Origin of the sequence: Paenibacillus donghaensis, from assembly GCF_002192415.1 — a bacterium.
Classification (GTDB): Bacteria; Bacillota; Bacilli; order Paenibacillales; family Paenibacillaceae; genus Paenibacillus_AQ; species Paenibacillus_AQ donghaensis.
The window spans coordinates 2,354,643-2,367,372 of the sequence record NZ_CP021780.1 but is presented as its reverse complement, the minus strand read 5'-3'; the positions used below and the strand labels follow the sequence as shown (position 1 = coordinate 2,367,372).

The window sequence follows — 12,730 nt, the reverse complement described above, 5'->3', positions numbered from 1 at the left end:
CGCAAATGATTGTGCAGCTCATTGTAATCTTTAGTCATTAAAGAGTAACGCTTAGACCCACCACATATCGGCGAGCGGCTCTTGAATAAGGACCTGGTGCAGATTGTCCACAGCTTTGGAGAAACCTTCTTCTACAGACATCAAACCATCCTCATGTTCTATGCTGACTACATAATCATAGCCGACCAGGCGCAGTGCACTCATAATATCCGCCCATGTCTTCATATCATGTCCGTAACCTACGGAACGGAACTGCCAGGCACGGTCCAGCATTTTCTCATAAGACTGCATATCTGTCAGACCATGCATGTTGACATTCACCGGATCAATCACAGTGTCCTTGGCATGGAAGTGGTGAATTGCACCTTGACGGCCCAGGATATGAATCGCCTGCACCGGATCAATTCCCTGCCACCACATATGGCTTGGGTCCAGATTCGCACCGATCACTTCACCTGCCGCTTCTCTAAGCCGCAGCAGCGTAGCTGGAGTATGTACAGAGAATCCGCCATGCAGCTCCAGTCCAACCTTCACCCCATGCTCAGCTGCGAAGGCACCCCATTCGCGCCAGTAAGGAATGACTTTGTTCTCCCATTGCCAGGCCAGAATCTCCTGATAATCATTGGGCCAGGGAGCGACCGGCCAGTTCGGATATTTCGCATTCTCATGATCTCCCGGACACCCGGAGAACGTGTTCACTACTTCTACGCCCAGCTTCTGCGCCAGTTTGACCGTATGAACGAAATCGTCATGGTCCTTGCGTGCCAGCTCCTTTTGCGGATGCAACGGGTTGCCGTGACAGCTCAAGGCACTGATCATCAGCCCTCTGGATTCTACTGCATGCTTGAATTCCTTCAGCGCCGTCTCATTCTCCAGCAGCAGCTTAGGATCGCAGTGGCTGTTGCCAGGGTTGCCGCCTGTACCGATCTCTACCGCCTTCAGCCCCTTGGATGCTACATAATCCAGGGCATCTTCCAGCTTGCGTCCGCCGAACAGTACCATAAATACTCCGAGTTTCATTATTGAACGCCTCTCATCCGTAGAAATGTATTTGGGGGATTACTTACTCGTGTACAGGTCGAAATTCTTGATCACTTCATTCTTCTCAGCCGCTGCAAAAATAGCTTCAATCAGATGCTGCACCCGCAGCACTTCGGCGTTCTTGACGATCGGCTCAGCCGTACCCTCAATCACATCGGCGAAGTTATCGAAGAAGGAAGAGGGCAGTTCGGCCGCAGCAGGTAACGCCTCAGTAATTGTCGCGCCTTCCGATGGCGGCGCCATCGTCTTGGTCAAGCCTACGCCGGCACGGATCGGCTTCGGCTCCACCCGCACACCTTCATTGTTGCGGGTTACGTATCTGCCGGTAAGGGACCAATCTTCGATCACTGCCGTTCCTTCGCTACCCTTCACATACCATCTCGGCAGGGAAATGAAGTTGGTGGTGCCGACTTCAACCATCGCTTTCACTCCGTTCTCGAACTGAATCACGGCTTCGAAACCGTCATCGACTTCATTGCCCAGGATGAAGCTAAGGCTGCTGCTGACACTGGTGATTCGACTGTCAATCATAAACAGCAGCTGGTCCAGCAGGTGGACGCCCCAATCCAGCAGCATGCCTCCTCCCTGCTCCTTGACGTGACGCCAGTCGCCGGGAATCCCATTGGCTCCATGAACCCGCGACTCCAGCTGGAACAGTGAGCCAATCGTTTCCTTGTCATACATCTGCTTGATTACCCGGAAATCTTCATCCCAGCGTCTGTTCTGATGCACCATCAGCGTGCGTCCGGCTTCACCGGCTGCGGCCAACATCTCTTTGAACTCATCGGAAGACATAGCCACCGGCTTCTCGCAGATCACATGTTTGCCAGCCTGCAGCGCCTGAATGGCAATCTCCTTGTGCACATCATTAGGTGTGGCAATCAATACGATCTCCACAGCTGAATCATCAAGCACTTCCTCGAAGCTTGCGTAGCTTCTATACCCCGCTTCCACCGAAGCGGCGCGCCGTTCTTCCAGCAGATCGTAGGTGCCTGTTACTTCCAGCCGGTCATTCTCGCGGATTAATCCGGCGTGATAGCTTCCCATTCCTCCATAACCAACAATAACTACAGTATGTTTGCTTGTATTCATGGTCTCCACTCCTGCTTCTCTGGTAGCTTGATGATATATAGATTATTCTATTAAAGATCGGATGTTCCGTCAAAATATACTGCACGTCCGGTTCGCGCCGATTCATACACCGCTTCGAGGATCTGGGTCACGACAAAAGCCTGCTCCGGCTTCACAACCGGCTCCTTGTCTTCCCTTACCGCTTCCAGCCACAGCCGGGCTTCACGGTCAGCGGCATCCTCTTCACCGCCGTTGTAGAAGGCTACCCCGCCCGCAGACAAGTCTACCTTCGTCTCATACAGGCGTCCGCCACGATCGCCGTTAATGCGCAGGCCGTCAGCCATATCGGCTCCGCCTTCCGTACCGGCCAGCATCGTTCTCGCTTCCCCGTACTCCGAAACGTTCAGTGCCCAGCTGGATTCAAGTACAATCGTTGCGCCGTTCTCCATCGTAATGAACGCGAAGGCAGAATCTTCCACCTTGAACTGCTCCGGGTCCCATGGGCCAAAAGCATTGCCCGAATTCCCGTTCTTGGCCAGCTTGTGATAGGTGTTGCCCATTACGGAACGCGGCTTGTAGTTGTCCATCATCCACAGGGTAAGATCAAGCGCATGGGTGCCGATATCGATCAGCGGTCCGCCGCCCTGCTTGTCTTCATCAAGAAACACACCCCAGGTTGGAACCGCGCGGCGGCGGAGCGCAATCGCTTTGGCATAATAAATATCGCCAAGGTCGCCATTCTCACACAACGCTTTCATATATTCACTGTCCGAACGGAAACGGTTCTGGTAAGCGATGGAGAGCTTCTTGCCGGTGCGGCGTGCGGCGTCCAGCATGTCCTGGGCTTGCGCCGTGGTCTTGGCCATAGGCTTCTCACACAACACATGATTCCCTGCTTCAAGCGCAGCTACCGTAATCTCGGAGTGGCTGTCATTCGGTGTGCACACATGCACAATATCAAACCCACCGTCTGCCAACAGCTTGCGGAAATCGGTATACACCACCGCTCCTTCGGAGCCATATGTTTTGGCCGCTTCCTGAGCGCGTTCCTCTACAATATCGCAGAAGGCCACCATTTCAGCATCCGCCTGACGGGACAAGCTTGGCATATGTTTCCCGTTTGCGATTCCCCCGCAACCGATAATAGCAATTTTTAATTTGTTAGACATGAACTTTTCCTCCTTGATTCGCATAGGTTCTCAGCCATTCCATACTATCTGCAATACTATCCAGCGCCGGACGGCGGCAATAATCCTGTTCCACTACGGCCCACTCTGTGCCCGCTTCTGCTGCGGCCTCCACAATACCGGCCAGATCTACTTCACCTTCGCCCAGCACAACGGTTTCAGCAGAACCGTCTGCCTGCTTCTTCATATCCTTCAGGTGGATAACCGGCAGACGTCCGGCGTATTTGTTGACATAAGCAATGGCATCATAACCCGCGTGATGCACCCAGCATGTATCCATCTCCACCTGCAGCAGTTCAGCCGGTACCTCGGCAAATAAGCCGTCAAAGGCTGTAAGCTCGCCGAAGCGTTCAATCAGCTCAAAATCATGGTTATGGTAGAGCAGGACTACCCCGTGCGCCTTGCACTTCTGTCCAATGAGCTTCAGGTTCTCGGCAACCTCAGGATAATTGCGCTGCTCTTCAGTAAGATAAGGTATGACTAGACGTTTATTGCCAATCTCCAGGTTGTAGGCGATTTCTTGTTCAGTTTCATTCAGCAGTGCGTCATACGGGCGATGCGCGCCCAGCGCAACCAGTCCGGTCTCGTCCAGCAGCTGCTTTATGTCAGCGCTACTACGGCCGAAGAAATGATAGAACTCCACACCGCTGTAGCCAAGAGCAGCCACCTTGCGCAAGGTTCCCTCGAAATCCTGTTCCAGCTCTTCTCTCAGCGTATACAATTGCAAGCCAATCTTCAGCATTTTTATCGCTCCCTTTATCGATCATTAGTTATTCCTAGTCTTTCCATCTCTGTACCTATTCGAACGGGCAAGTAAAGCATCACCTGAACAAAAAGGCTGCTCCTGGATAAGTAATCATCCAACCCTCATTGATGTCCAAATCTTACTTCCGGCATTGACCAGGCTTGATTTCCTCAGTTCTCCCTCCGCTTAGTCCATAATAATATCTTTTAAGCTTAGGTTCATGGTAATATGAAAGCGTATATATTAAAATGAATAATATGGTTTAAACATGAACAATCTGCTCATCTTTTAACTGGTAAAATTTATGCACCAGGAGGACCCATGAACACTACCCCAACCTGCTATGTTTATTCAGCTGGCTTTTCTTTTCACCGCAAGCCGTTTCATATGTCAGAGCAGCAAGGAAATCAGAACTATCTGATCCGGCTGCAGACCGAGGGCAGAAGCCGAGCCTTAATCAACGGGGTAATTTCGCCAGTGGAGAGCGGGGATATGATGCTGTTTGCCCCCCATGACCCGTATTACCTCAGTATTGACAAGGAGAGCTATGCCGCAGGCAATCCACGGGTGGAGAGCGGTGATTATCATATTTTCTGCGGAGGAGCCTGGATTGAAGAATGGTGGGTGCGCAGCAAGCCGCCCTCCCGGATTACAATCCCGCAAATTGACAGCTTCGTAGGCCTGTTCCGCCAGCTGGTGCTGGAGCAACGCCGTTTATCTGACTTCTCGCCGGAGATTTCCGCATGCTACCTGCAGATATTATGTATGGAAATAGACCGGCTTATGCTGGATCAGCCCGCTGTATCGCCGAGGGGATATTTGGCCTTCCGTATGAAGCAGTATGTGGAAGAGCATGCCGCGTTTCCTTTTCAGCTGGAGGATGTGGCTGGACATGTTGACATATCTGTCTCCAGGGCAGTCCACCTTTTCAAGGAAGCTTTTGGGACCACGATCATTAAATATGTAAATGAGGTCAGGCTGGAGATGGCCAGAGAGCGGATCACCTTCAGCCCGATGCCTCTGGAGCACGTAGCCGAAACCTGCGGTTTCGCGAACTACACGTATTTCCACCGTATCTTCCGCAGCAGGTTTGGCATGTCGCCTAAGCAATTTCGGATACATAGCCGGGAACAGACTGTGTATAACAGTGCTGCACCTACACCTGAATATTGATCGAGCGCCGCGAAGAGAAATTCTTATATATCGGCGTTTGCAGTTGCATGCTTAAATATGGACATGAAAAAGGAGCGTCATCAACATAGATCCGCTCCTTGTACTTCAGTTTATTCAATTGCTGCGACTTGCTCGGGGTGACCCGGACATGCTGCGAGATTGCGCTGTAGTGCTCATTCAGTCTGCGGTTATCGGCCGGGCTTCTGCTGCCGCTGCGTGCGGCCTTGCGCAGGTCTTTCTGGGTTTGGGTTCGTGCCATTTTGGCACCACTCTCCTAATCACGGTGTATTGCCAGCTTCTGTATTGGCCAGCTTCAACTATTGTAGCATACTCCCGCTCACTTGATGATAAGTAGAAACGGCTTCGCCGTCCTCTGCAAAGCGTATGCTTCCGAAGCAGCGATACTACGTATCGCTTTCAGGCATCCGTTTCTGCGAGAAATAGAAGGATAATTTATGGCGTGAAGCATTTAAATTCTTATATTTTAAAAAGGTCGCTGCCCGCAGCAATTCTGCGGATGAAGATCAGCTCTCGCAGCATCACATGCGGATCATCGCCCGCCTGCTGCTCTGTATACGTAAATGCTATTTTTTCACCTTCGTCAAGGCTGCTGATCAGTGGTTCAAGTTCCTCATCGAATTGCAGCGCAATCGCCTCGCCGTACACGGACATTTCAACGGTATGGCTGTCTGCCTGGCCTTCATAGATGCCAAAAGCTGTTTTCTTGACGACTTTATGGTCTTTCTGTGCAGAACTCTGTTTCTGAGACGTGGACACGGCCGCCTGATCCACCGGCTTGGCAGCTGCATCCTGGGCATTTGACAATAGCAGCAAAGCGGACAGGACCATCAGCAGTAAAGAATAACATCCTGTTCTGTAATTCAGGTCAGTACATTTGGGTTGACTGTTCATGGCTGCACCTCTTATAATGTGACGTCTTGTATCCTTTTTATAACCTATATTTGCCTTTCTTAAACGAAGCATGGATACTGGAAGAGAACCCTCTATTATTTACAATAGGAATCGGAGGATTATGACTATGAAATATGAAGTATTATATGAAGGCGCATTTGCTATGTTGAAGGTTTATCTGAATTCCGGGGAAAGTGTCAAGGCAGAAATGGGCGCAATGGTGGCGATGTCGCCGAATGTGGAGCTGCGCGGTACGGTGGACGGCGGCATTATGCGCGGGCTGGGAAGAATGCTGAGCGGTGAGAAGTTCTTCTTCCAGGAGCTTACAGCCACACGCGGTCAAAGCGAGGTTCTGCTGTCTCCCGGATCGTTGGGCGATGTGCAGGCCGTAGAGCTGGACGGATCGTACAAGCTGTTTGTGCAGAAGGACGGTTTCCTGGCGGGCAGCTCAGGCATACAGGTCAACACCAAGATGCAGAATCTGAGCCGGGGCCTCTTCTCGGGGGAGGGGTTCTTTATTATAGAGATCAGCGGCAGCGGAACCGTATTTCTCTCCTCCTTCGGAGCGATTCACGCCATCAACCTTGAGGCTGGCGAAGAGATGATTATCGATAACGGGCATCTTGTGGCCTGGCCGGATTATATGGATTACAAGGTGGAAAAAGCGGCGTCCGGCTGGTTGAACAGCTTCACGAGCGGCGAAGCGCTGGTCTGCCGCTTCCGCGGGGAGGGTGTTGTGCTGGTACAGAGCCGTAACCCTGGCAGCTTCGGCACATGGATGAGGTCGTTCATTCCCAGCCGTCCATAGGAACCCGCTTCATTATCGAGCTGTCCTGCAAGCAGAAATGGCTGCGCAGGGCAGTTTTTTTATTTAGTTGAATTGTGAATGTTTCTGTGTTACTATGAATTCGGTTATTTAATACGTTTGTATTATTTAAAAGGGGCTGAATGATTAGGAATGGGATATTTCATTGTAGGCTGTGAGATTGCCTTCTGGGTGTTTGTGTTGGGGGGACTGACCTCCCGTTATATCTTCAAGCAAAAAAAGCTGGGCGCACTTCTGCTGCTCTGCACACCGCTGATTGATCTGGCTCTGATTGTTGCTACTATTTATGATCTGAAGGATGGCGCCACGGCTACCTTCGTTCACAGCCTATCGGCGATATATATCGGGGTTTCGATCGCTTTCGGACACAAGATGATCCGCTGGGCAGATGAACGTTTCGCCTATCGCTTCGCGGGCGGCCCGCCGCCGACAGCGAAACCCAAGTATGGACCGGAGCATGCGAAGCATGAACGCACAGGCTGTCTGCTGCACCTGTTGGCTTATGCCATCTGTTATGGCGTGATCACAGGCATCAACTACATTGTCGGCGATGCCGCCCGGACCGAGAACTTATCCAGCACGGTTCAGATATGGGGAGTGATCGTGGCCATCGATATGATCATCAGCCTCAGCTATACATTCTGGCCCAAGCAGGCCAAAGGCAGTGCGAACAAGCAGATCTGACTTTCTTATATTTCAAGAAGAAACGGCTTTGTCGTCCTCTGAAAGAGTCGGCATTCGTACCTCAACATTCTTATATTTGCAGCAAAGGCTGCCTATTCGCAAGATAACCTTGCGAACGGGCAGCCTTTGTCCTGTTTCCCTGCTTACGAAACGGCCTTGTTGGCCTTTTCGCGCTTGCAGGACGTTTTCTGGCAGGTGTTATACGTCCCCTTGAAATCCAGCCGATGGTCTGAGACCTGGAACCCATACTCCCGCTCCAGCCGCTTCTCCAGATCCAGCAGCCAATCCTCCTTGATCTCCTCCAACCTGCCGCATACGCTGCAGATTAGGTGATGATGCATATGCTCGTGATCACCGCCACGCAGATCATAACGTGATACGCCGTCTCCGAAGTTCATTTTCTCCACAATATGCAGCTCACAGAGCAGCTCCAGGGTGCGGTACACTGTGGCGAGACCCAGATGGGGATAGCTGTTCTTCACCATCATGTAGACTTCCTCCACACTCAGATGATCCTTCTCGTTATCTAGCAGCACCTTCACAATCGCCTGGCGCTGGGGGGTTAATTTATACTTTTGTGCCGCAAATTGCTGGCTAATGTTGGCAATAGGGTCCATTTGGGTTTCCAGCCTTTCCGCAAACAGTAATTCTTACGATATAAGCATAACAAAATTATCCGCCAAAGAAAAGTGCCTTAGTTCCCAAGCGATGGAAACTATATTTCGCGGCACCCGGCACCCGGCAGCCGCCCATACCCGCACCAGCCCGCCTGCCATACCTTATATAGAACGTGAACTTAAGAATGAAGTTCATCTTATAGAAACGAATATGAGGAGGATGCGCATATGAACCATGGCACGAAACAGCAATCCCGGCTTCGGGTGACCGCACAAGTGCTGCAGACGGTTGCCAGAGCCATGCTGCCATTCTACCGGAAGATTGCCGGAAATCAGCCCTTCGCCAGTAAGTGGACAACCGCCGTCGTTACTGCAGACCTGGATCTTATGGGTCGGATGCTGTCCACGCTGCCAACCCTGGCCCGGCAGGATGACTATGGAACCAACGCAATTGGATATTTCATAGCCTTTCCATTCCCGCTACCCGTTGCTTACTATACTAGCGGCACCACCATCCCAACCGGCCTGGTGCAGTTCACCTTCAATACCCGGGCACACCGCTATGTTGCCCGCTCGGCGCTGCCGCTGTACCGCAAGCTGGCCGGCAGCTACACCTTCGCCAGGTCTTTCGCTGCAGCTCTGCGGCGCAAGGATACAGGCGCGGTCGAGGCGATGGTAAGGCGCTTAATCCCCACCTCTGCGCTCAGAACGGTCACCGTAGCAGACTATGGGGTGTTCATGAGCTTCAAGACACGTTTCAGCAAATACCCGTACCGCAACCAGCTTTTTCGTGAAATGATGTGAAAGGTTAGAGCACAAGAATAAAATATGTAGAGGTCCGCAACCTTTCGGTTCAACTCCCCGTCAAAGATGGTAATAAAGGCCAACCGGCCAAACCCAACTATGAGGTGGAATGAACATGAATATGAGAAAAAGAACCTTAGCGGCTATTACAACAGTAACCTTGCTCTCCTTCTCTCTGGGAAGCCAGATGTTTGCTGCTGGAGACAGCTTCAAGGATATTGGCAGCACCAGCGGCAAAGACAAGATCATCTCGCTTAAAGAACAAGGCTTGATCAAAGGCATCTCGGACACCCAGTTCCTGCCCGGCTCCAAGGTTACGACAGCACAGGGGATTCAGTTTATCTCCGGCGGTCTCCAGCTTAGTCTGGCTGCCATTGACTACAACAAGGCTCCGATTGCCAGCGCCTTGTTCACCAAAGTGAAAGACAAAGCCTGGTACGCGGAAGCGTTCATCAATGCCCACTACAACGGAATCCAGATTCCTGAGAACATTGATCCTGCCAAGCTAATCACCAAAGAAGTGTTCACTTCCTTCCTTGTGCAAGGGATTGAGCAAATTGGCGGCCTGCCAATGATCAACATCGTACCTGCCAAGATCGCAGATGAAGATCAATTGACCCCTGACTATCAGGGCAGCGTCCAGCGTTCCCTTAAGTACAACATCAACAGCCTGGATGCCAAGGGCAAATTTAATCCAAAAAGCGAAATCACACGCGCTGAAGCAGCAGTAATGCTGTATAACGCACTTGATTACCTGAGCTCCCAGCAGGCTGCGGCTCTGGAAGCGGAATAATCCTTCCATGAACCAGAAGGATTCAATACTAACAAAAATTGACATCCAAACTATTAAAAGTTTGGATGTCAATTTTTCGGTTCAAAACCAAAATCAGCGGTAGGTTACTTGTGAATGAAGCCTCGATTCGGGTTCGAAGGGTTCTTCCAATCGCTGTTAAAGGCGAACACTACCGTTTCTCCAGAATAAGTCTGAACCCCGCCAGTAACCAACTCATTATTCCCCGTGGCCGTTGAGGGACAACGGACCGAGGAGCCCTTATCTGTTGCAAAACAGCATATTTCACTGCGCTAACAGACTCAGTTGCCCCTATTTGGCCTAATTCCCTCTGCTGGGAGCCTAAAGTGTACGAATAAGGTCTATAGGGTCCGTAACGCAGCAAAATAACGCAGAAATGACGAAATAGGGGCTAAACGGTCCGTCGTGAGGTTGGTTGGCTCGCGGGTTCGTATGTTTGTGGTTCGTTGGCTCGTTCGTTCGTTTGTTCGTTCGTTGTTCATTGGTTCGTTGGTTCGTTGGTTCGTTGGTTCGTTGGTTCCTTGTCCAACCTGCTGTTATCTTATGTATACCTATAATGACCTATAAATACTGTGAGAATTCCTCGCACAGATCTGCCAGCCCTATCATCTCCACGTCATCCGGCAAACGGTTCAGCGGCGAGCAGAGTGATAAGCGATATGCGGGATCAATCGGATATTGGCGGAAGTAACAAGGCTTCCATTCATGCTCCGTCTCCAGGGTGATCTGCTCACTGCGCAAATCAATCGAGAACGAGGACAAAGGCAGCGACAACCCTTGTCCGGCTGCCTTGATATAACTCTCCTTCAGCGTCCACAGATCATAGAAGAAACGTTGCCTCTCCCCCCCTTCCACCTGCAGCAGCTGCCTGTACTCCTGCGGCGCAAAAAAACGTTCAGCCACCCCTAGATCGGCCTTGCTTATCCGTTCCACATCAATTCCCACACTCTCGGTCGATACGGCCACAGCTGCCCAGGACCCGGAATGGGAACGGTTGAAATGAAGCCTATTCTGTCCCATAAGATGGGGTTTCCCATACGCATTCTGACCGAATTCAATCTCCCTGTTCCTGATGCCCAGTGTCCGGCAGATGCACAGCCTGGAGAGGATGTCCGCCATCAACACATTCAGCGCGTCCTCCCGCCTCATCAACCGCCTGATCTTCTGCTGCTTCGCGGCAGACAGCGCTGACATCAACTGCAGCACGGTCGGCTCCGCCACATCAGCCGGTATTTCAACACAACAGACTCCAGTGTCCTCCCCGTTCCACATCTTCACACCCACACAACCTCTCCCGCCATTGTACTAATACTTGTCTTGCAACCTAACCAGGATACTTGGCTAAACAACGTTCAGCAGAATCCAAGGAGCAGTCAGCAGTTGATAGCCAGCTGTTAGCGTCCACCATCCACCTTCGCTACCCTCATCACCGCTCAGTCTGCCTGAGAAACTGCAGCGCACGCGGGTTCTTCGTCTCTATCAGCACCTCCTGAGGGGTACCCTGCACCAGAATCACACCTTCATCCATCAGAATTACCCAGTCTGCCACGTCGGCGGCGAATTTCATCTCATGGGTCACAATAATCATCGTCATGCCTTCCGCAGCCAGCTGGCGGATCACCTTAAGCACTTCACCCACCAGCTCGGGGTCGAGCGCCGAGGTTGGTTCATCGAACAGCAGCACCTCCGGCTCCACCGCCATAGCCCGGGCAATGGCCACCCGCTGCTGCTGTCCGCCGGATAGCTGGTGCGGATATGAATCCGCTTTGTCAGCCAGGCCCACCTTGGCCAGCAATTGAAGTCCACGCTTACGCGCTTCATCTCTAGACCGCTTCTGAACGGTAACCTGTCCTTCCATTATATTACCAATCGCCGTCATATGCGGGAATAAATTATAGGATTGAAACACCATTCCCGTATGCTGGCGAACAGCCTGAAGTGCTTTACGGGGAATGGTAACCAGCCCGTTGAAATGAATCACGGTATCTCCGAGGGCCAGAGTGCCCTGGTCAGGAATCTCCAGCAGGTTGAAGCAGCGCAGCAGTGTGGTTTTGCCGGAACCGGAGGGGCCGATAATGACCAGCACCTTGCCGTCTTCAAGCTTAAGGTCAATCCCCTTCAATACCTGCAGCGTGCCGAAGGATTTATGCAAATCAGCGATTTCAATCAAATGTATCTCTCCTTTAACCTGCAGAATAACGGCCCAGACGTTTCTCCAGATAGATCTGCAGCACGGACAGTACCGAACAGAACATCAGATAGAACACCCCGGCCTCACAGTACACCAGCAGCGGTTCGTAGGTGGTGGCGGAAATCTGCTGCGCGGTTTTGAACATTTCCACATAGGTAATCGTTGCCGCCAGTGAGGTATCCTTTACCAGACTAATGAACGAGTTGGACAGCGGGGGTACCGAGACACGTGCGGCCTGCGGCAGAATAATCCGGCGCAGCGCCTGCGACCGGGTCATGCCGACTGAGAAAGCGGCCTCCCACTGGCCTTTGGGGATCGACAGAATGGCGGCACGCACAATTTCCGATGAATAAGCGCCCACACTAAGTGTAAATCCAATGGTTGCGGCAAGAAATGGATCAAGCACAATGCCCAATGTCGGCAAGCCGTAAAAAATAATAAACAGCTGCACCAAAAGCGGCGTTCCACGGATGATCCACACATAGAAGCGGGCAATCAGCTTGGGAAACGTCCAAGGGGCCAGCCGCACAAGCGCCGTCCATACCGCCAGCAGCAGGCCCAGCACAAAAGATACCAGCGTCAGGGGAAGGGTAAAAGCCACCCCGGCTTTCAGCAGTGGCAGCAGCGAGTCTATTACAATCTGCAGTTTGCGCTCATCCATCGTTATG

The 12,730-nt window shown here is 51.8% G+C and carries 15 protein-coding genes; 5 read left to right on the top strand and 10 right to left on the bottom strand.

Going from position 1 to position 12,730, the window contains the following annotated elements:
• Positions 1-51 precede the first annotated feature (51 nt).
• The 4 genes from B9T62_RS10220 to B9T62_RS10205 are packed head-to-tail and all read right to left on the bottom strand — an operon-like array spanning position 52 to position 4,041.
• Positions 52-1,020: a sugar phosphate isomerase/epimerase family protein gene (locus B9T62_RS10220; protein WP_087915163.1), complete on the bottom strand. Its 969-nt coding sequence runs from the start codon at positions 1,018-1,020 to the stop codon at positions 52-54.
• A 39-nt stretch (positions 1,021-1,059) separates the two neighbouring features.
• Positions 1,060-2,133 carry a Gfo/Idh/MocA family oxidoreductase gene (locus B9T62_RS10215; RefSeq protein ID WP_087915162.1) on the bottom strand — a complete coding sequence of 358 codons (1,074 nt, stop codon included), beginning with the start codon at positions 2,131-2,133 and terminating at the stop codon, positions 1,060-1,062.
• Between the two features lie 50 nt (positions 2,134-2,183).
• Positions 2,184-3,281 carry a Gfo/Idh/MocA family protein gene (locus B9T62_RS10210; RefSeq protein ID WP_087915161.1) on the bottom strand — a complete coding sequence of 366 codons (1,098 nt, stop codon included), beginning with the start codon at positions 3,279-3,281 and terminating at the stop codon, positions 2,184-2,186.
• Positions 3,274-4,041 carry a sugar phosphate isomerase/epimerase family protein gene (locus B9T62_RS10205; protein WP_087915160.1) on the bottom strand — a complete coding sequence of 256 codons (768 nt, stop codon included), beginning with the start codon at positions 4,039-4,041 and terminating at the stop codon, positions 3,274-3,276. The genes B9T62_RS10210 and B9T62_RS10205 overlap by 8 nt, the downstream gene beginning before the upstream one ends.
• 324 nt (positions 4,042-4,365) lie before the next feature.
• Here B9T62_RS10205 and B9T62_RS10200 point away from each other — a divergent pair, with 324 nt between their 5' ends.
• The gene (locus B9T62_RS10200; RefSeq protein ID WP_087915159.1) at positions 4,366-5,217 is read left to right on the top strand and encodes an AraC family transcriptional regulator; all 852 of its coding nucleotides are present in this window, start codon (positions 4,366-4,368) and stop codon (positions 5,215-5,217) included.
• Here the strand turns inward: B9T62_RS10200 and B9T62_RS10195 are convergent.
• Positions 5,201-5,476 carry a hypothetical protein gene (locus B9T62_RS10195; RefSeq protein WP_087915158.1) on the bottom strand — a complete coding sequence of 92 codons (276 nt, stop codon included), beginning with the start codon at positions 5,474-5,476 and terminating at the stop codon, positions 5,201-5,203. The two genes, B9T62_RS10200 and B9T62_RS10195, sit on opposite strands and share 17 nt — an antisense overlap.
• Before the next feature lie 218 nt (positions 5,477-5,694).
• Entirely contained in the window at positions 5,695-6,129 is a 435-nt protein-coding gene (locus tag B9T62_RS10190; RefSeq protein ID WP_087915157.1) for a hypothetical protein, read from the bottom strand.
• Between the two features lie 127 nt (positions 6,130-6,256).
• Between B9T62_RS10190 and B9T62_RS10185 the strand changes: the two genes are divergently transcribed.
• Together B9T62_RS10185 and B9T62_RS10180 are read left to right on the top strand one after the other, a co-directional pair.
• Complete coding sequence (locus tag B9T62_RS10185) at positions 6,257-6,937, top strand: TIGR00266 family protein (protein WP_087915156.1); 681 nt, start codon at positions 6,257-6,259, stop codon at positions 6,935-6,937.
• Between the two features lie 150 nt (positions 6,938-7,087).
• Positions 7,088-7,639, top strand: coding sequence for a hypothetical protein (locus B9T62_RS10180; protein WP_087915155.1), 552 nt, complete (start codon positions 7,088-7,090; stop codon positions 7,637-7,639).
• Positions 7,640-7,782: 143 nt separating this feature from the next.
• Here the strand turns inward: B9T62_RS10180 and fur are convergent, their stop codons facing one another.
• Entirely contained in the window at positions 7,783-8,256 is a 474-nt protein-coding gene (fur, locus tag B9T62_RS10175; protein ID WP_087915154.1) for a ferric iron uptake transcriptional regulator, read from the bottom strand.
• A 228-nt stretch (positions 8,257-8,484) separates the two neighbouring features.
• Between fur and B9T62_RS10170 the strand changes: the two genes are divergently transcribed.
• Together B9T62_RS10170 and B9T62_RS10165 are read left to right on the top strand one after the other, a co-directional pair.
• Positions 8,485-9,060: a hypothetical protein gene (locus B9T62_RS10170; protein ID WP_087915153.1), complete on the top strand. Its 576-nt coding sequence runs from the start codon at positions 8,485-8,487 to the stop codon at positions 9,058-9,060.
• A gap of 115 nt (positions 9,061-9,175) precedes the next feature.
• Positions 9,176-9,853: an S-layer homology domain-containing protein gene (locus tag B9T62_RS10165; protein WP_087915152.1), complete on the top strand. Its 678-nt coding sequence runs from the start codon at positions 9,176-9,178 to the stop codon at positions 9,851-9,853.
• 579 nt (positions 9,854-10,432) lie between these two features.
• On the opposite strand, the gene B9T62_RS10160 is transcribed toward B9T62_RS10165, so the two are convergent.
• The 3 genes from B9T62_RS10160 to B9T62_RS10150 all read right to left on the bottom strand — a co-directional run bounded on the left by B9T62_RS10160 (position 10,433) and on the right by B9T62_RS10150 (position 12,723).
• On the bottom strand, positions 10,433-11,155 hold the full coding sequence (locus tag B9T62_RS10160) for a 4'-phosphopantetheinyl transferase family protein (RefSeq protein WP_087915151.1): 723 nt from the start codon (positions 11,153-11,155) through the stop codon (positions 10,433-10,435).
• Positions 11,156-11,297: 142 nt separating this feature from the next.
• Positions 11,298-12,041, bottom strand: a complete 744-nt coding sequence (locus B9T62_RS10155) for an amino acid ABC transporter ATP-binding protein (RefSeq protein WP_087915150.1) — start codon at positions 12,039-12,041, stop codon at positions 11,298-11,300.
• A gap of 13 nt (positions 12,042-12,054) precedes the next feature.
• A complete protein-coding gene (locus B9T62_RS10150) occupies positions 12,055-12,723 on the bottom strand; it encodes an amino acid ABC transporter permease (RefSeq protein ID WP_087915149.1) in 669 nt (222 codons plus the stop codon).
• Between the last annotated feature and the right edge of the window lie 7 nt (positions 12,724-12,730).